This window comes from Terriglobia bacterium, assembly GCA_020073085.1.
GTDB lineage: Bacteria > Acidobacteriota > Terriglobia > JAIQFV01 > JAIQFV01 > JAIQFV01.
This window is the reverse complement of record JAIQFV010000018.1, coordinates 75,055-92,162: the sequence shown is the minus strand read 5'-3', so window position 1 is coordinate 92,162 and position 17,108 is coordinate 75,055. Positions and strand designations below refer to the sequence as shown.

Genomic DNA, 17,108 nt, shown 5'->3' with positions numbered 1-17,108 from the left:
AAAACCATTTGCGGTATACTCCAGCCACGAGCCGGGCTCAGGTGTCGCTTATTTGACTTCTCTTCGGTGATTCCATCCATACGATGCTCTCCGGAACCCATGGTCAAAGCAGCAGTCGATGAGACACAACTTGTCAAGGACGCCAAGGCGGGGAAGTACGAGGCGTTTGAAGTCCTCGTGCACCGTTTTGAGCGCAAGATCTATAATGTGGCCTATCGCTTGACCGGGAGCCGGGACGATGCCGAGGACGTTCTCCAAGAGACCTTCTTGAAGGCCTTTGAAAACCTCCGGAAGTTCCGGGGGGAAGCGAGTTTTTATACGTGGGTGATGAGGATTGCCGTCAACGCCACCTTGATTCGCTTTCGCAAGAGTAGGCATCCGAATACCATCCCGATTGACGAAATCGACGACGGCTCCCAGGAGTATCTTCCCAGAGTGGTGGTGAGGTGGGAGGAGAATCCGGAGCAAAAATATTCGCGGTTGGAGAATGAACAGATTCTGCGGCGGGCCATCCTGAGGCTGCCCCCCATCTATCGAACCGTGTTCTGGTTGCGCGATGTGGAGGAGTTTTCAAACGCTGAGGTGGCACGCATGCTGAAGTTGTCGGTCTTTGCAGTAAAATCAAGATTGATGCGTGCTCGATTGGAACTTCGCGAACAGTTGACCTCATACTATGGGAGGAAGGGCGAACAAAACAAGATGCGAGGTCCTGCTCATGCCCATGTCCTGGGGGACTGACGGCGAGGAGGAGCAGGATCATTGCCGGATCCCGGAGGAATTTCTGAGGTGGGCTGAGCGACGCGAAATCATGCTCAATGCTAAGGTTGGAATCAAGCCCCGTTTGTCGTAACACAAAATCCTTGAGTCTTTTTCCACTTATTTGAATCTATCCTTTATGGGAGTGAACGGGATCCTGCATCCTGTAAATAAGCGTCGAGAATCTCGGATTTTGTGTTGAAAGGAGCAGATGGCATGCATTTGGAAAACTGGATCCGCGCGATTGCCGGAACCTTCGTGCTGATAAGCCTCACGCTAGGATATTTCGTGAATCCGTACTGGTTTCTCTTCACGGCCTTTGTAGGGGTTAACTTGATCCAGTCGGCTTTCACGCATTGGTGTCTGATGGAAAAGATCCTGATGAGACTGGGAGTCAAGCCGGCCCCTGTAATGAAGTGATAACAAACGAAGCGGCTGAAGAGACTGCCTGGCAGGGAATTAATTTCAAAACCCGAACTGCTTGGTTCGCATTAAAACTCATACGCCAACAAGGAGAAACATGAAAAAGACTCTCGTGGTTATCGGAATTGTACTCATGTTCATCGTGACCCTTATCTTCGCCCAGTCCAAGACTGAGCCGAAGCCGGCCTCGCCGGCAACCTCGGAGACGATGACTTGCCCTATGATGGAGAAGATGTCACACGAGCACGGTGAGCACATGAAGGGTCAAATGCAGCACTCCATATCGGCCATGGGCAATGGAATGGCGGGCATGTTCTCTCTCTCTGTAGAAGAAATCAGCGCGCTTCTCAAGGAGAAGAAGACTGATGTTGGTTTGACTGACGCGCAGGTGAAACTTGTCGCGGATTTGATAGCCTCTTCTCAACAGAAGAAGGCCGATGAGAAGATGCATCAAATGATGGCGCAGAACCAGGGCGAAGGGATGAAATGCCCCTGCATGGGGAAGCATGAAAAATAAATGACCTGCAATGGCGCGGTCGACAGAATCCCCGTCTCATCCCTCCGAGGAAGGCATTCCGGTGTGCGGGATGCCTTCATTCACTCGAAATCCACCTGGACCCCGATGTAGTAGCTCCGTTCTGGCGAGAGTAGAGAGATCCTCCACAAGGGCTCCCACATTCTCTTGGAGCTGTGCTCTGGGGAGTGAGTTTTAGCCTAGAGGGCTGGGGTGGCCTCCTCGCGGTGGCTGCCCGTCATCTCTTTCCCCCTTTAATCCGCGATCTCCAATTTGAAATTTCAGATCTTGCTCGTCAACCTGGTGGAAGCTTGTCTCCCCGCCGCAATCGATTCATGCCGTTGGCCTGCAATCCTCCATCGGGCCCCGGGGGAGCCATTCCTGAAACAAAAAGGGACTGTCCCTAGGGACAGTCCCTTTTCCGGATACAACAGGGGGTTCAGGTTTAATTCTTGCTCTGACCCAGGCATCGCTTCTTCAGGAGGTGGTCAAGGTCTCGTCTCGTTTTGGGGGGGATCTCGATCTCCGGCATCCTCTTGTACAAGGCCAGGGTCTTCTTGAGGGCATCGATGACGCAATCGCAGGTTTGGCATTTCTTGATATGCGTTTCGAGTTCGACACAAAGTGGCTGTGGAAGCTCCCCGTCAAGATAATCGGCAACCGTCCGGAGCAAGTCCTTGCAGCGAGTTGATTGTTGCAGGCGGGTTTTCTTTGTATGTCGCATCATAGAATCACCCCTGAATAGCGGATCGGATTGGCCCTTCGGAAGTCCACGGGACCGCCTCTGCAGGCATACTGGATCCCTCAAAGAGCAAGACAACAACAAGAAAATTCTGTCTGGCGTGTCTTGCTATTCATCCTCCCCATGAATAACCCTTACGCGATCACCGCCGGCTTCAAGCACGGGTCTTCCGCGACGATGACCGGCTGAATCTCCACGTGCGTCTTAAGGGAGTTGGAGATCAAACACGCACCCTCGACCTCGTGGATTAACTGCTCCGCTGGGGGAATCTCATCAGCCGTGGCTACGGTGATCCGCGGAGTCACAACCACCCGGGTGAATTGGTATTTACCCTCCACATGTTCCAGCGTGCCTTCCGCGGCACTCTCGTATTGAAGGAGGCCTAACTTCTTGTGACTGGCAAAAGCCAGAAACGTCGTCATGGTGCAGATTTCGACCGCGGCGACAAAGAGGTCTTCCGGCGTCCATAGGCCGGGGTGTCCTTTAAACTCCGGCGGCGCGGCGATTTCGAGCCCGGGCTTCCCCTCGCTTGATAAATCTCCCCGGCGTTCACCGCTCCAGCGGAGTTGTGTGTTGTAGTGAAATATCTTGAATGTTTTTTTAGGTTCCATGAGACTCATCCTTTCGAGAATTGCGTTGGTGTTGCCGCTTGATGAAGAGGTCTTTACTTGCCGGTCATGATTGAGCGTGTTCCCATTTCTTCCTTTCGCTCAGGAAGTAAACGATGGGGACCGTCATCCGGGAGAGCAGCAGGGAAGCCACCTCGCCGGCCATGAGGGATATGGCCAGACCCTGGAAAATGGGATCAAACAGAATCACGGCAGATCCAATAATGACGGCCGCAGCCGTCAGCATCATGGGCCGGAACCGAACAGCTCCCGCCTCGATGACGGCCTCGCGCAGCGGCATGCCCTGATTCAGGCGAAGTTCGATGAAGTCCACGAGGATGATCGAATTGCGCACCACGATTCCGGCCCCTGCAATGAAACCGATCATGGAGGTCGCGGTAAAAAACGCCCCCATCAGCGCGTGTGCCGGCAAGATTCCCACCAGCGAGAAGGGAATGGCGGCCATGATCGCCAGGGGAGTCTTGAACGATTGGAACCATCCGACTACCAGGATATAAATGAGGACGAGAACTGCGGCAAACGCCAAGCCAAGGTCGCGGAACACCTCGTAGGTGATATGCCACTCCCCGTCCCATTTCAGGGAGTACTTGTCGGCGATGAAAGGCTGGTGTGCGACGTATCGCCCCAGGGTGTAGCCTTCCGGCAGTTTCATTTGGTCAATCGCCTTGTTCAATTTCAAAATGGCGTAAACCGGACTCTCCTCCTGGCCCGCCACATCTCCGGTGACATAGACGACAGGCATCAGATTCTTGTGATAAATGCTCTTGTCACCCAGTCCTTCCTCGATATGGACCAGTTCCCCCAGCGGCACGAGCTTACCCTGAAAGCCCATGACCTTTAGTGATTTCAGGTCGTCGGTGCTCGATCGTTCCGCCGCCGGCAAGCGCAATTGGATGGGCACGTCTTCTTTGTCCTGTGGCTGGTGCAGCAATCCTGCGTTCATTCCCTCGACGGCGATGCGAAGCGTGGAAGCGATCTGCTCCGCAGTGACGCCGTTCAACGCGGCTTTTTCTTTGTCGATGACGAACCGGTACTGGGTCTGATCCCCCTCCATGTACCAGTCCACATCCACCACGCCCGGCGTCCGGTCGAAGATGTCCCGGATCTGGCGGGCGATTTCAGTCTGGCGTTTGTAATCCGGGCCATACACTTCGGCCACCAGCGTTTGTAGGACGGGCGGGCCCGGCGGGACTTCGGCCACTTTCACACGCGCGTGATAGTGGTCTGCGATCTGGACAATCCGGGGGCGCAGTCGCTTGGCGATGTCGTGACTTTGAGCGCTTCGGTCCCCCTTGGAAACGAGGTTGACCTGAATGTCGGCGGTGTGAGGGCCCCGGCGCAGGAAGTAATGACGGACAAGGCCGTTGAAGTTGTAGGGCGACGCAGTGCCGGCATACATCTCATAATCCGTCACCTCCGGCTGAGTGGCAATGTAGTCGCCAATCTCACGAGTCACCGCAGCGGTTTCTTCAAGGGTCGTTCCTTCCGGCGTGTCAATGATCACCTGGAACTCGCTCTTGTTGTCAAAGGGAAGCATCTTGACGCGCACGAGCTTGAATGCAAAGAGCGAGAATGCGGCCAGCAGCAAAACGGCAACGGTCAACAGGAATCCGAACCGCCGCCGCGGATCATGAATCAATCGGGACATGACCCGCCGGTACAATTTCGTCGACCAACTCTCCTGGTGGTGGACATGATTTCCCTGGCGCTTGAGCAGCCGCAGGCCTGCCCAGGGGGTGACGACAAACGCCACCAGCAGCGAAAAAATCATGGCGGCAGAGGCGCCAATGGGAATGGGCCGCATATAAGGACCCATCAACCCACTGACGAAGGCCATGGGAACGATGGCGGCAATCACCGTAAACGTGGCCAGAATGGTGGGGTTTCCGACTTCATCGACGGCCTCGACGGCGACTTCGCGGACTGGTCGGCCCTCGTTCTCCGGGAGACGGTAATGACGGACGATGTTTTCGACGATGACAATCGCATCATCCACCAGAATTCCTATGGAGAAGATCAACGCGAAAAGCGTGATTCGATTGAGCGTGTAGCCGTAAAGATAGAAGACCGCGAGGGTCAGTGCCAGGGTGACAGGGATTGCAATCGCCACGATCCCTGATTCGCGCAGTCCGATCGTCAACCAAATCAGGGCAGAAACGGAGAGGATGGCGAGCATCATGTGGAACAGAAGCTCGTTCGATTTCTCTCGCGCCGTCTCCCCATAGTTGCGGGTCGTCGTGATGTGAATGTCCTCGGGGATCAAGGTGCCCTTCAGACGACCCACCTTTTCGATCACTTCCTGGGCGATCGTGATGGCGTTGGTCCCTTTGCGCTTGGCAATCGAAAGGGTGACCGCGGGGAATGGAGATGAGGGCACCGGATTTGATCCGGGCGCCACAGAGGCCGGATTCGGCTGCGAGGATGTCGTAGATTCGATCCCTTTGGATCGGGCGGCAGGTCCCGCCCCGAAAAACACGTAATCACCGGCTTCCTCCGGCCCATCTTCGATCCGGGCTACGTCGCGCAGGTAGACAGGGCGATTGTTGGATACCCCGACCACAACACGCTCCACGTCCTCCAAGGAATGTAAAAACCCGCCGGTCTGGACCAGAAACTCCTGATTTCCAGAAGAGAAGCTACCGGATTGCAGTTGACGGTTGGATTGATCCAGCGCGGAAACCAACAGGGCGGGTGCCACATTGTAGGCGGCCATCCTGGCCGGGTCCAGGGTCACCCGGAGTTGGCGGCGTTGCCCTCCGATGATTTTCACTTCGGAGACATCGGGAACCTCCTTGATTTGATCGTGGAGTTGTGCGGCCACGCGGCGCATAGTAAAGGCATCGTACCGCTCACTCCAAAGCGTCAGCGCCAGAACCGGAACGTCGTCAATGGACCGCGGCTTGATCAGGGGCGGGCTCGCCCCCGGAGGGATCAGATCAAAATGGGCGAACATTTTCTGGTTCAGCCGGACAATGCTGTCTTCTTCCTTCTGACCGACATAGAACCGGACGATCGCCATGGAGACACCCGGCGATGAGGTCGAATATACATACTCGACCCCCGGTACCTCGCGGATCAGTTTCTCCATCGGCTTGGTAATCCGTTCCTCGACCTCCTTGGCCGAGGCGCCGGGCATCTGGACCATGACGTCAATCATGGGGACGATGATCTGTGGCTCCTCTTCCCGCGGGAGGAGGATGACCGCGCCGACACCCAACAGGATGGAAGCCGCGATGATGAGCGGGGTGAGCTTGGACTCGATGAATGTCTGGGCGATCCTTCCAGCGAACCCGATTTCCTTTTTCATTTCCTTCGTCTACCTCAACTGAGTTCCATCGCGGACTATTCCGACGTTCTCCACAACCACCTTCTCTCCAGCCTTCAGCCCCGCGAGAACCTCGAGGCTCTCTCCATACGCTTTACCGGTCTTGACCAGGCGAAGATGGGCGAGATCAGATCCATCCACCACGAAAATCCCTTCGAGCTGGCCTTGTTGGATGATCGATTTTCGGGGAACTAGGAGCGCCTTTTTCTGACTGACGACAAACAGCGCTTTGCCATACAATCCGGAGCGAATCGAGGTCCGTTGACCCGGCTTGTCCCGGTCCATCGTGAGGCTCACTTTGACCAGATTACTGCGAGTGGCGGGGTCAGAGGCGGGAACGATCTCCGCAACCCGCCCGGGAATCGTGGCGGGTCCCAGGGCGTCGATCTGCACTTGAACCGGGTCGTTTAATTTCACCTTGTTTATCTCTGCATCCTCCACCGCTACTTCAAGGCGATAGTTTGAGGTGTCCTCCACCACGATCAAAGGCACTCCTGGAGCGGCCATCGTTCCGACGTCGACATTCTTCTGCGTCACGATCCCGTCCAAAGGCGCGGTGATGCGGGAATAGCTCACCAGGGTCTGGGCTGTGACGGTATCGGCGTTCACTTGCTTCTCCTTCGCCTGGATCTGCTCCTTGCGGGCCAGCATGGACTGATACGCCGCTTGCGCACCCTTGTACTTGGATTCCACTTCTTCAAATTCATGGGGGCTGACCGATTTCTTCTCGTATAGATCCTTGAAACGATTGTAGGTAGCGGCGGCAAACTGGCGATTCGCATCCGCTGCCCGGATCCCCTGATCGGCCTCGACCAGGGCCTGTTGAACTTCCGAAGTTCCGGCGCGCGCCTTGGAAAGCTGTGCCGTCCCCTCTCGATCGTCGAGCAGCATCAGGACCTGCCCGGCATGAACCCGGTCCCCTTCCTTCACCCTGACTTCACGGACTGCCGCCATGACCTTGCTTGAAACGACACTCGTATTGATGGATTTCACTGTCCCGACGCCCTCGAAGTACTCCGGGACCGTCTGTGGTTGAACAGGGATGGCTTTCACCCCGGTAACCGCCGGATGGTCCACCTTGGCTCCACCGGATTTGATCTCGCCCCCACAGGAGATCAGTATGAAAAATCCCCCGACGAGGGTGCATCCCAGAAGCGCCCATATTATCTTGTTAATCATCGCTGGAACTCCGTCTCGATACGATTTCATCCTGGTCTATTGGTTGAGAACTTGGGACTGCACATCCAAGACCCCCGATGCCAGCTCGGCGTTGGCCTTGGCAATGCGGTGTTCGTAGAGTGCCTGGAAATATGCCGTTCGCGTCTGTGTCAGGTCTGTCTGGGCTCTCAGCAGTTCGGTGATGGTGGTCAAGCCGGCTCCATACCGGTTTTGAACAATCCGCAAAGTTTCCTCCGCCTGCCCAATGGCAGACTGGGTGACCTCAATCCGCTGGCGGGTGCTGTCGAGGTCCAGGACCGTCTGCTTGACCTGCAACCTCACCGCGGCCGAGATAAAGTTGTTCATCGCCATGGATCGTTCCAGGTTGGCCTTGGCTTCCTCCAGTTGAGCTTTATCGCCGCGCCCTCGAAAGAGGTTCAAGTGCAGCCTCGCCCCGACAATCCAATTGTTTCCTCCCCGGTCCGCAAAGTTTTGAGAGTCTGCCTCCCAGGACCCAAAAACGCCGATCTGGGGGAGGAACTCTGCTCGCGCGATTCCCACACCTTTCCGGGCAATGTCCTTCATCAATACGGTCTGAACATAGTCGGGGCGGCGCTCAAGGGCTTGTTTGAAAAGCGAATCCTGGGGCTCCGAATCAAATCGAACTTCGTTCAAACCCGCCGCGATTTCGATTGGATTGTCGACCGGCAGTCCCATTTCAAAGTTAAGACTCGCCCTGGAAAGAGCCACCTGGTTCTTCGCTTTGAGCAGTTCCTCCTGCATCCGCGCGAGGAAGACTTGGGCCGCCAGCCGGTCGGATTCAACAATCATGCCTGACTGATACATCGATGCCGCCTTCTCACTGGAGGCCTCGGCGGTCTTAACGGCGTCCTCAGCCACCTCCTGGCCTGAGCGGGCAAGCAGATGCATCGTGTAGGCCCTGACCACTCGAAAGATCAATTCCTGGCGCGTCTTCTCAACATCCTGCTGTGCCATTTTCTCTCCCAGTTTGGCCTGCGAGATGGCCCCCCGAATCTTCCCGGCATCGTAGAGGACCTGTTGAACTGAGAGCTTGGCTTGGAAATTGTCGAGTGCGTCCGGCCTGTTCAGCGACGAGATGGAGAAATTCTCCGGCCCGAATTGCCGCTGGTTCAGGAGGCTTCCGAAAACGTAGACCGGGTTGTTGCCCCGGGTAAGACTTTCGTCGAAGTTGACTTCCGGAAGATAGCGCGACACTGCTTGCGGCACCTTCTGCTGGGCCATTGCAAGTCCTTCATGGGCAGCCTTGAGCGAGGAATTGTTCTGGAGGGCGAGTTCAACGGCTTGACGCAATGTGAGCGGGGGTGAAGCCTGAGAAGAGGAGGCGGGAACAGCCTGCGGATACGAATTGTGTCCAGGCAAGAAGATCAGGGTCAATAATACGAAGGTGAGAGACACGAGAGGTTGATAAGCCTGCCTGAAATGACCTTTGCGGTCGGACATAGAACCATAACTTGTGCTACGCACCCCTTTTTCCATGGAAAGCCTCATTCACGACAGCGACAGGTTTGACGGCCATCCAAGAAGGAAGACCGCTCTCACTCCTCATTGATTCAACGCGAAGCAAAACGACTCAAAAAATCTTGGGTGGAGGGCGAGCTGTTGTGAATCATGGTCGGGGGCCCCGAGGCGCTATCTCGCTTGACTGGACGTTTGGAAGATTTCGATTTATATTCTCAGGCGCATCCTTCAGCAATTTGCAATTCGTATTTCAACAGCGGTGCTTCACCCTCGAGGCTGGCCGGCGATGGCACTGGTTCCATAAGTGCCGAATTCGCACTCACCCGTCAGAAAGTGGGCGTCTTGGAACGTCAACCGAAAAAGAAGCGTGGATCACTGCCCACGCTTGATTTCAGCGAAGGAGATTTGAAATTCGCATTCCGTGAGGCTGCGGCGGTCACGAAGGACTATTTCAACTCGGTTAACGAATGGCGGGTGTTTCCTCAAGTCCATGGTAAGCACCTTCGCCGCGTGATCCGAAAACGATTGCCGCAGGGGCCCACGTCCCCCAGGGAGGTGATCCGGGAATTTCGTGAAACAATCCTTGCGAATGCGCGACACAACCTGCACCCAAGATTCTTCGGGTACGTGTCTTCCTCCGGAAACCCCGTCGGCGTGATGGCCGACCTTCTGACTTCCACCATTAATCAGAACGTGACAGCCTGGCGATCAGCCCCTTCGGCGGTCGAAACCGAATTGCTTGCGATTGACTGGATCAAAGAGATCCTGGGGTATCCCAGAGACGCGATCGGCATGTTCATGAGCGGTGGGTCGTTGGCCACTCTCCAGGCCCTGGCGATCGCCCGGGAGGTGAAGGCAGGCAAGGATGTCTCCAGGAATGGGATGCAGGCGCTGGGTCATCCTCGAATGACCCTTTACATGTCTGAACAGGGTCACATGTCGATACCGAAGTCGGCGGCGCTGCTTGGGCTAGGGAGATCCTCCGTTCGCACCGTCTCGGTTGATCACGCCTTCAGGATGGAGCTCTCCGATTTGGAAAAGCAGATTGCACAGGATAGGCGGCGGGGCCATCGTCCCTTCTGTGTGGTGGCCAGTGCGGGCACGGTGAATACGGGTGCGATCGACGATCTTGAGGGGGTGGCGAGAATCTGCCGGCGTGAGGGTTTGTGGTTTCACGTGGATGGCGCCTATGGAGGATTTGCAGCCCTTGTGCCAGCCATCCGGAATCGCTTTCGCGGAATCGAAAAGGCGGATTCCGTCTCGCTGGATCCCCACAAGTGGCTCTACCAACCTCTCGACGCGGGTTGTATCCTGGTCCGTGATCGCCGCCATGCTTATCGGACCTTCAGTGGGAGCGGTGAATACGCCAAGGTGATCGCCGGAATTCCGGGCGAGGACTTCGCCTTCTTTGAGCACGGAATCGAACTGTCTCGGCGCTTTCGAGCCCTTAAAATCTGGATGGCGTTCAGGTGTTACGGCGCCCGGCTCCTCGCCGCATGCATTGAAAAGAATTTGAACATGGCCCAGGTGCTGGGGTCGCTGGTCACGGCCAATGAATATCTCGAAATTCTTGCTCCGATCGAACTCTCCATTGTTTGCTTTCGATACGTCCCAATCGCGGTTCGAAAGGCGTATGCTCGCAGGGGCCCCGCTCAAAAGCACAAGCTGGATCAACGGTTGAACCGGCTGAACGAAGCGATCGTGACTCAACTTCAACGCGGGGGGAAGGCTTATCTCTCAAACGCCGTCCTCAACGGCCGCTTCGCCTTACGGGGCTGCATTCTTTCTTACCGCACGGAGGAGCGGGACTTGAAGATTCTTATCGATGAGGTTGTTCGAATAGGTCAACGCTGCGAGAAGAAGTTTTAGCCAGGAATGCCCCTGGTTGCGGAGCCTTGGTTCGAGGAATCGCTCCAAGGAGAATCTGGCGCGATGCGAGAATTCCCTTGTCGCGAGCAGTCTCGTAAAGCACGGCTCCTCTAATGACGTATTATCTGAAAAGGAGGGTAGGAGCACTATGACATTCAAATTCAACCGGTCTTGGGTCGTCTCCGGGGTGCTGGTCTTGGTTTGCCTTGGGAGTCCTTCTCTGATCTGCCCCCAAAGTCAATCCCCCGTGATTGCGATCCGGGCGGGGAAGCTGATTGATGGCAAGAGCAGTTCACCGCAGTCGAATGTGACCATTCTGGTACAGGCGAACAAGATTAAGAGCGTTGGGACCAGTGTGGCCGTTCCAGCGGGCGCACAGGTCATCGATCTTTCCCATTCGACCGTGATGCCGGGATTAATCGATGCCCACACACACCTTTTGTTACAGGGCGACATTACGGCGGCCGATTACGACGAGCAGTTGCTAAAACAATCGCCCCAGTATCGTACGATTACCGCCACGGTGAATGCGCGGACGGCTCTGGAAAATGGATTTACAACCCTGCGCGACCTGGAAACGGAAGGGGCCGGGTACTCTGACGTCGACGTCAAACGGGCCATCAATAATGGCCTCATCCCCGGACCCCGATTGATTGTCTCCACGAGAGCGCTGGATGTGACAGGCGCGTATCCCTTACTTGGCTATGCGCCGGAGGTTCATGTCCCGGTGGGAGTTCAAACCTGCGACAGTCCGGAAGAGTGCCGGCGGGCCGTGCGCGAGCAGATCAAGTACGGCGCCGACTGGATCAAGGTGTATGCCGATCGGAGCTACTACGTCAAGCCGGACGGGACGCTCTCCTCCATTCCGACCTTTACGCCGGAGGAGATGAAAGCCATCGTGGATGAGGCGCACCGGGAACGCCATAAAGTCGCCGCCCACGCGATGGCGACCCCCGGAGAGAAGAATGCCCTGGACGCCGGCGTAGACTCCATTGAGCATGGAGATTATTTAAGTGATGAGATCCTGGCGCAGATGAAGCGGCAGAACGTTTTCTATTGTCCCACTCTTTATGTCGGGGTGTACGTTGCCCAGGGGCGTGCACAGGCCGGCGCACCGATCTGGGTCAAATTGATGGATATCGCCCGCGAATCCTTCGGTCGAGCGCTCAGGGCCGGGGCCACCATCGTCTTTGGAACTGATGCCGGCGGTTTCGCCTGGAGCGAGAATGAGGCCAAAGAGTTCTCTTTGATGGTGAAGTACGGGATGACCCCGATGCAGGCAATTCAGTCGGCAACATCAGTCGCTGCCAAGGCACTGGATATGGAGGACAAGATCGGTTCGATCGAGACGGGAAAGTTGGCGGATATTGTGGCCGTTAACGGTGACCCGCTGTCTGATATTTCACTGATGGAGAGAGTTTCATTTGTGATGAAAGACGGGAAGATTTACAAGCAGTGAAGAAACAGTTGTCAGTTGCCAGTTTTCAGTTGTCAGTGAGATGCATGGAGCCTTCAGCGGTCAGCGAACCGCTCTCTACAAAGAACACTGAGCCGAAGCACTCAGCCGGTGGAAGCAAGTGATTGCTCTCTTTGCTCGGATGACTGATTGCTGACGGCTGATAGCTGACTGCCGATGGCTGATCGCTGTACTCTTATGAAAAAACGATTGACACCGCAATCCCCGATCGCACGAGAAAAACACCAGCGACTCGAGGAAATCCACGAGTCATTGAGGGACACTCTTCGCGAGCTTTCAGGAGTAAGTGAAGGGAAGCTCTGGGGAGGGCTTGCCTACCGTTACGATGAACAGGTCTTCTTTACACTTATCTTGCGCCCCCGTACAGTCCTGATTGAAATGAAGCTTCCCGACCAGGAGGCGGAGCTTGCCCTCGGGCTGGGCTTTGTCCACCCTCACAGTTTTACCCGGCTGGCCCGTAACGGGTGGGTGGCTGTGTCTGTGACGCCCGAAATCCCACTGGACCGGGTCCTGGAACTCATCGACCGAAGCTACTGGAACCGCGTGGAGACCTTTCCACATGTCCATCGCCGCCACTCCGGGCGGAAGCGTAGTAACGACTTCAGTCGTTAGATCTTTGGGTGCCTCGCCGTGGATTTGATGCGTAAGCTTGATTCGCGGTACAAACCGGGGTTGAGGATTACTTGGTCTTTCTTCACGCGCTCTTCTTGACTGCTCTGCTTGCCCCGCTGGTCCTGTGGTGGGGGATGCTTCTCGATTGGCTCCTGCGCGGGCGTGACATCGAGCGTTTGGCAGAGCTTCCCGCCGATGCGCTGCCGAATATCAATTGGCCCTCCTTGACAGTGATTGTCCCTGCCCGTAACGAGGAGCACTCCATCGAACCCGCCCTTCGAAGTCTTGCGACCCAGGACTATCCTGGCTTGAAGATCATCGTCGTGGATGATCGTTCCACCGACCATACGGCCCCCGTGCTTTTGAAGCTTTCGCGGGAATTTTCGAACCTCACAATCGAAACGATTCGGGAGCTCCCCCCAGGCTGGCTTGGCAAGACGCATGCCCTGTGGAGTGGGGTACAGCGAGCCGGGCAGGTGGAGTGGCTCCTGTTCACGGATGCCGACGTCGTGTATGAGCCCGCTGCGCTGAGACGGGCTGTACGTTTTGCGGGGGCACAAAATATTGACCTGCTGACCCTTTACCCGGGACTGGTACTGGGCGGATTTTGGGAGCGTGTCGTAATTGCCATGTTTGGCTTGCTCAGTTTTGTGGCTTATGCGCCGTGGCGTGTCAATAATCCCAAATCCGGTGCCTATTTTGCGACGGGGGCATTCAACCTGGTTCGCCGCGAGGCCTATGAATGGGCCGGAGGCCACAGGCGATTGGCGCTCGAGGTCATCGACGATGCCCGGTTATGCTGGTTGATGAAGCGAGCCGGGGCTCGAGTTAAAGTGATCATCGGCCTCGGTGCCATCCGGGTCCGATGGCAGGTGGGGGTTACGGGGATTGCACAGGGCCTGACGAAGAATTTGTTTGCCGCGCTCAACTACAGTCTGGCGAAAGCTATTGGCGCATCAGCCGGGATTCTGCTCTTTTCGGTGGTTCCCTTCGTGGCAATGATGCGGCTGCCCCATTTGTCGGGATGGCTCTCGGCAGCGAGTGTTGCGGCCTTATTTGCGCTGTATCACCTTTCGTCCCGTGGGACAGGAGTTAGTCTTCTGTTTGCGGCAACCCATCCTCTGGCAGCCCTGGTGATGATCTACATCACATTCCGCTCGGCCTTTGTTACCTTGCTGGGCGGAGGGGTCACCTGGCGCGGGACACATTACTCGCTCAAGGAATTGAAGGAAGGACGGCGAGGTGAGCGGACGAGTTCGGTATGACCATTTTGCCGGCGTGGCAGATGAGTATTGGCGCACCTTCGGCCCCGAATTTTCTGACCTGATTCTCCCGTGGGTCGACCGGCTCATCCGTGAGCACCGGATCCGGCTGCGGTCTGTGCTCGATCTCGGATGTGGAACAGGTTCGTTCGCGATCAGAATGGCGTTGCGCGGCCTGCAAGTGACCGGCCTGGATGCGAGCCATGCCGCTCTGCAGCTGGCCCGGCAGAAGGCGGGGAAGAGAAGGGTCGCCGTGGATTGGATAGTCGGCGACATGAGGTCCTTTGTCCTGGCACGAAGATTCGACCTGGTGACCTCCGTGTTTAACAGTGTCAATCATCTGCTCTCCGGGCGTGATTTGGATGCCATGTTTACAGCGGTAAGCCGGACGCTCGTTCCGGGAGGCCATTTCATCTTTGATCTGAATCACCGGAGTTGCTTTGAGGAAGTATGGGGCGGAGTTTCGGTTGTTCGCAAGTCGCGCTTTCTCCTGATGCGTTGCGATGAGATTGATCGGAGACGCCAGCGCGCCACCGCATATCTGGCGATATGTTTGAAGCGAAAGGGACGCTACGTTTGCACCCTGGATGCCATCGAAGAGAGATGGTTTCCGGAGGCCAGGGTTCGGGAGGCCGCCCGGCGGGCCAGCTTGCAGGTCATTTACAAGGAGAATTTCAATCCGTTCCCGGAGCAGGCCGGATATTCACCAGACATCAAGAGTCTCTGGTTGTTGCGGCGCGGGACCTGAAGGGGCACGGAACGGGGGCCGCAGTCACTCCCCGTTGAGATGCAAGGGATGGGATTTATTGATGGTTCGAAGGCGACGTTGACGTGGCCATGCATCGGATGGTTGAGGTGACATCGCGTTGGCGGCTGTTACACTCCGATCGATTCGAAGGATTCCCCAGCCCGTTGCTCAAAGCCCGACCCTTTTTACAAAAGGCTTCAACAAATGCCATCAGCCGGTTTATCCTTCATCGAATGATCGTCCGGATCCCAGATGTTTAAACGAATTTCACGACAGCAGCACCCGCCCATGACTTCTGTGGAAGAAACATCCTTGAGAAAATCGTTGGGTCAGAGAAGTTCTCCTCATTCAAAAGTTTGTGTCCTGGCAAGCGGAGGACTGGATAGTTGTGTTCTCCTCGGGCGTATGGCTCAGCAGTTTCGGGAGACTTTCCCTGTGTACATCCGATGCGGATTGCGCTGGGAAAGGGCGGAGATTTACTGGCTGAGGAAATACTTAAAGGCCCTTTCTCGACTCTCCCCAGGAACTCGGAAGAGAACCGAGACAATTCAGCACGCTGTTCTTCATCCCCTGACGGTGCTCAACTTGCCGGTTCGGGACGTTTACGGATCGCACTGGTCCTTGCCGGAGGTTCATCAAAAGGGCACAAGCCCTGAGCGGAAGAACTTGCCCAGGAATCGGGTCCCCGGCCGGACGTCCGGCGACGAGCAGGTTTATTTGCCGGGAAGAAATCTGTTGCTATTGTCGAAGGCCGCTGTTTTTTGTGGCCGGGAGAGGATCCAAACGATTGCCATGGGACCGCTCAAAGGTAATCCGTTTCCTGATGCGACACCACGATTTTTTCGGTCGGCTGAGAAAGCGCTCTCTTTAGCGCTCAATTGTCCATTGAGCGTACTGACCCCTTTCCTAAAGTTGTCAAAAGCGGAGGTCCTCCAGGTGGGCAAGCACTTGGACCTGCCGTTAAACCTGTCGTTTTCATGCCTGGCCCCCGTCCGCGACCGCCGTCCTTGCGGGAAATGCAACAAATGTGCTGAATGGGAACGGACCATGGGGTATTAGACGCTCATCATTCGGATCTACGCAGAGCGGCTCCTTCAATCTCAACGATCGCTCGGTTCGATGGCGGATTGTGGATTTCGGATTGCGGAGTGGAAGCCCGGAACAGCTGTCCCAATAGGCGTGAGTTTGTGTTTCTCCCGCACTGCAGGCCGATGATGTCCGGGCCCGGTCTTGTAAAATGATTCTGAGGGCATTTACGTGGACAGCCCGTTGTGCTAACCTTCCGTCAAAAGGTGAGGAGCCTATGAAACGCATTCATTGGTTTGTTGCGTTCTTGATTTTATTTTTGTTGTCCACCCCTCTGGTCCTCATCGGATTCAGTCGGCCTGACACCCCGCAGACCAGCCCACCCAGCCCCGAACTCGACAACCTGATCAAGAGGGCGGAATCGATGGTGGCGAGGAAGCTATACGACGATGCCATTGAAACCTACGGGAAATGTCTCGCCCTGGCACCCCGGGACGCCACTCTTTACAACCGCCTCGGTGTTGCGTATCACCGCAAACAGGATTTGGGATTGGCGCGGAAGAATTACGAGAAGGCGGTGAAGCTCGACCCCAATTTCGCCGAGGCGCTCAATAACCTGGGAACAGTCGCCTTTGCGGAGAAAAAGTACAGCAAGGCCATCCGGTATTATAAGAAAGCGGTCAAGCTGAAACCGGAAGCGGCCACGATGCACTTCAACCTGGGAAGCGCGTGGTTTGCCAAAGAGGACTATGAAAAGGCGTTCCCCGAGTACCAGCTCGCTTTTAACCAGGATCCGGACCTCATGGAACACATCAGTGCCACCGGAAGTATGGTCCGCACCACGGGGTTCAATCGGGCCAAGTACCACTTCTACCTCGCGAAAATTTATGCCGAAATGGGCAATGTGGACCGCGCCATCGACTACCTGGCTCGAGCCATGGAAGAAGGGTTTAAAGAAACGGATCTACTTTATAAGGACCAGGCATTTGCTGCTCTCATCAAGGATGAGAAATTTTCTCGATTGATGCAGAACCCTCCCAAACCAATAGAATAGCCGAATACAACTT

General features: G+C 55.9%; 15 protein-coding genes. 10 read left to right on the top strand and 5 right to left on the bottom strand.

The window, feature by feature from the left end; all coding sequences use genetic code 11:
* Positions 1 to 99: 99 nt before the first annotated feature.
* The 3 genes from LAO21_17375 (at position 100) to LAO21_17365 (ending at position 1,696) form a co-directional block, all read left to right on the top strand.
* Complete coding sequence (locus tag LAO21_17375; GenBank protein ID MBZ5554492.1) at positions 100 to 738, top strand: sigma-70 family RNA polymerase sigma factor; 639 nt, start codon at positions 100 to 102, stop codon at positions 736 to 738.
* 234 nt (positions 739 to 972) lie between these two features.
* A complete protein-coding gene (locus LAO21_17370; protein ID MBZ5554491.1) occupies positions 973 to 1,176 on the top strand; it encodes a DUF2892 domain-containing protein in 204 nt (67 codons plus the stop codon).
* A gap of 61 nt (positions 1,177 to 1,237) precedes the next feature.
* Entirely contained in the window at positions 1,238 to 1,696 is a 459-nt protein-coding gene (locus LAO21_17365; protein MBZ5554490.1) for a hypothetical protein, read from the top strand.
* Positions 1,697 to 2,138: 442 nt separating this feature from the next.
* Here LAO21_17365 and LAO21_17360 read toward each other — a convergent pair whose 3' ends face one another.
* From LAO21_17360 to LAO21_17340, 5 genes are all read right to left on the bottom strand, one after another.
* On the bottom strand, positions 2,139 to 2,420 hold the full coding sequence (locus LAO21_17360; GenBank protein ID MBZ5554489.1) for a zf-HC2 domain-containing protein: 282 nt from the start codon (positions 2,418 to 2,420) through the stop codon (positions 2,139 to 2,141).
* A 149-nt stretch (positions 2,421 to 2,569) separates the two neighbouring features.
* Positions 2,570 to 3,046 carry an OsmC family protein gene (locus tag LAO21_17355; GenBank protein MBZ5554488.1) on the bottom strand — a complete coding sequence of 159 codons (477 nt, stop codon included), beginning with the start codon at positions 3,044 to 3,046 and terminating at the stop codon, positions 2,570 to 2,572.
* A gap of 64 nt (positions 3,047 to 3,110) precedes the next feature.
* Positions 3,111 to 6,371, bottom strand: a complete 3,261-nt coding sequence (locus tag LAO21_17350) for an efflux RND transporter permease subunit (protein MBZ5554487.1) — start codon at positions 6,369 to 6,371, stop codon at positions 3,111 to 3,113.
* Between the two features lie 9 nt (positions 6,372 to 6,380).
* Entirely contained in the window at positions 6,381 to 7,568 is a 1,188-nt protein-coding gene (locus LAO21_17345) for an efflux RND transporter periplasmic adaptor subunit (protein MBZ5554486.1), read from the bottom strand.
* A gap of 36 nt (positions 7,569 to 7,604) precedes the next feature.
* Positions 7,605 to 9,029, bottom strand: coding sequence for a TolC family protein (locus tag LAO21_17340; GenBank protein MBZ5554485.1), 1,425 nt, complete (start codon positions 9,027 to 9,029; stop codon positions 7,605 to 7,607).
* 360 nt (positions 9,030 to 9,389) lie between these two features.
* Here LAO21_17340 and LAO21_17335 point away from each other — a divergent pair, with 360 nt between their 5' ends.
* The 7 genes from LAO21_17335 (at position 9,390) to LAO21_17305 (ending at position 17,095) form a co-directional block, all read left to right on the top strand.
* Entirely contained in the window at positions 9,390 to 10,916 is a 1,527-nt protein-coding gene (locus LAO21_17335) for a pyridoxal-dependent decarboxylase (protein ID MBZ5554484.1), read from the top strand.
* A 148-nt stretch (positions 10,917 to 11,064) separates the two neighbouring features.
* Positions 11,065 to 12,375 carry an amidohydrolase family protein gene (locus LAO21_17330; GenBank protein MBZ5554483.1) on the top strand — a complete coding sequence of 437 codons (1,311 nt, stop codon included), beginning with the start codon at positions 11,065 to 11,067 and terminating at the stop codon, positions 12,373 to 12,375.
* Positions 12,376 to 12,570: 195 nt separating this feature from the next.
* The gene (locus LAO21_17325; protein MBZ5554482.1) at positions 12,571 to 13,005 is read left to right on the top strand and encodes a hypothetical protein; all 435 of its coding nucleotides are present in this window, start codon (positions 12,571 to 12,573) and stop codon (positions 13,003 to 13,005) included.
* Positions 13,006 to 13,076: 71 nt separating this feature from the next.
* Complete coding sequence (locus LAO21_17320) at positions 13,077 to 14,270, top strand: glycosyltransferase family 2 protein (GenBank protein ID MBZ5554481.1); 1,194 nt, start codon at positions 13,077 to 13,079, stop codon at positions 14,268 to 14,270.
* On the top strand, positions 14,248 to 15,015 hold the full coding sequence (locus LAO21_17315; protein MBZ5554480.1) for a class I SAM-dependent methyltransferase: 768 nt from the start codon (positions 14,248 to 14,250) through the stop codon (positions 15,013 to 15,015). Before LAO21_17320 ends, LAO21_17315 begins: the two co-directional genes overlap by 23 nt.
* A 288-nt stretch (positions 15,016 to 15,303) precedes the next feature.
* Positions 15,304 to 16,074, top strand: a complete 771-nt coding sequence (locus LAO21_17310; GenBank protein ID MBZ5554479.1) for a 7-cyano-7-deazaguanine synthase — start codon at positions 15,304 to 15,306, stop codon at positions 16,072 to 16,074.
* 244 nt (positions 16,075 to 16,318) lie between these two features.
* A complete protein-coding gene (locus LAO21_17305) occupies positions 16,319 to 17,095 on the top strand; it encodes a tetratricopeptide repeat protein (protein ID MBZ5554478.1) in 777 nt (258 codons plus the stop codon).
* The last annotated feature ends 13 nt before the right edge of the window (positions 17,096 to 17,108 follow it).

Coding starts and splice junctions, on each gene's coding strand:
- LAO21_17375 (MBZ5554492.1), top strand. CDS start 100: ATGGTCAAAGCAGCAGTCGATGAGACACAACTTGTCAAGGACGCCAAG.
- LAO21_17370 (MBZ5554491.1), top strand. CDS start 973: ATGCATTTGGAAAACTGGATCCGCGCGATTGCCGGAACCTTCGTGCTG.
- LAO21_17360 (MBZ5554489.1), bottom strand. CDS start 2,420: ATGATGCGACATACAAAGAAAACCCGCCTGCAACAATCAACTCGCTGC.
- LAO21_17355 (MBZ5554488.1), bottom strand. CDS start 3,046: ATGGAACCTAAAAAAACATTCAAGATATTTCACTACAACACACAACTC.
- LAO21_17350 (MBZ5554487.1), bottom strand. CDS start 6,371: ATGAAAAAGGAAATCGGGTTCGCTGGAAGGATCGCCCAGACATTCATC.
- LAO21_17345 (MBZ5554486.1), bottom strand. CDS start 7,568: ATGATTAACAAGATAATATGGGCGCTTCTGGGATGCACCCTCGTCGGG.
- LAO21_17340 (MBZ5554485.1), bottom strand. CDS start 9,029: ATGTCCGACCGCAAAGGTCATTTCAGGCAGGCTTATCAACCTCTCGTG.
- LAO21_17330 (MBZ5554483.1), top strand. CDS start 11,065: ATGACATTCAAATTCAACCGGTCTTGGGTCGTCTCCGGGGTGCTGGTC.
- LAO21_17325 (MBZ5554482.1), top strand. CDS start 12,571: ATGAAAAAACGATTGACACCGCAATCCCCGATCGCACGAGAAAAACAC.
- LAO21_17310 (MBZ5554479.1), top strand. CDS start 15,304: ATGACTTCTGTGGAAGAAACATCCTTGAGAAAATCGTTGGGTCAGAGA.
- LAO21_17305 (MBZ5554478.1), top strand. CDS start 16,319: ATGAAACGCATTCATTGGTTTGTTGCGTTCTTGATTTTATTTTTGTTG.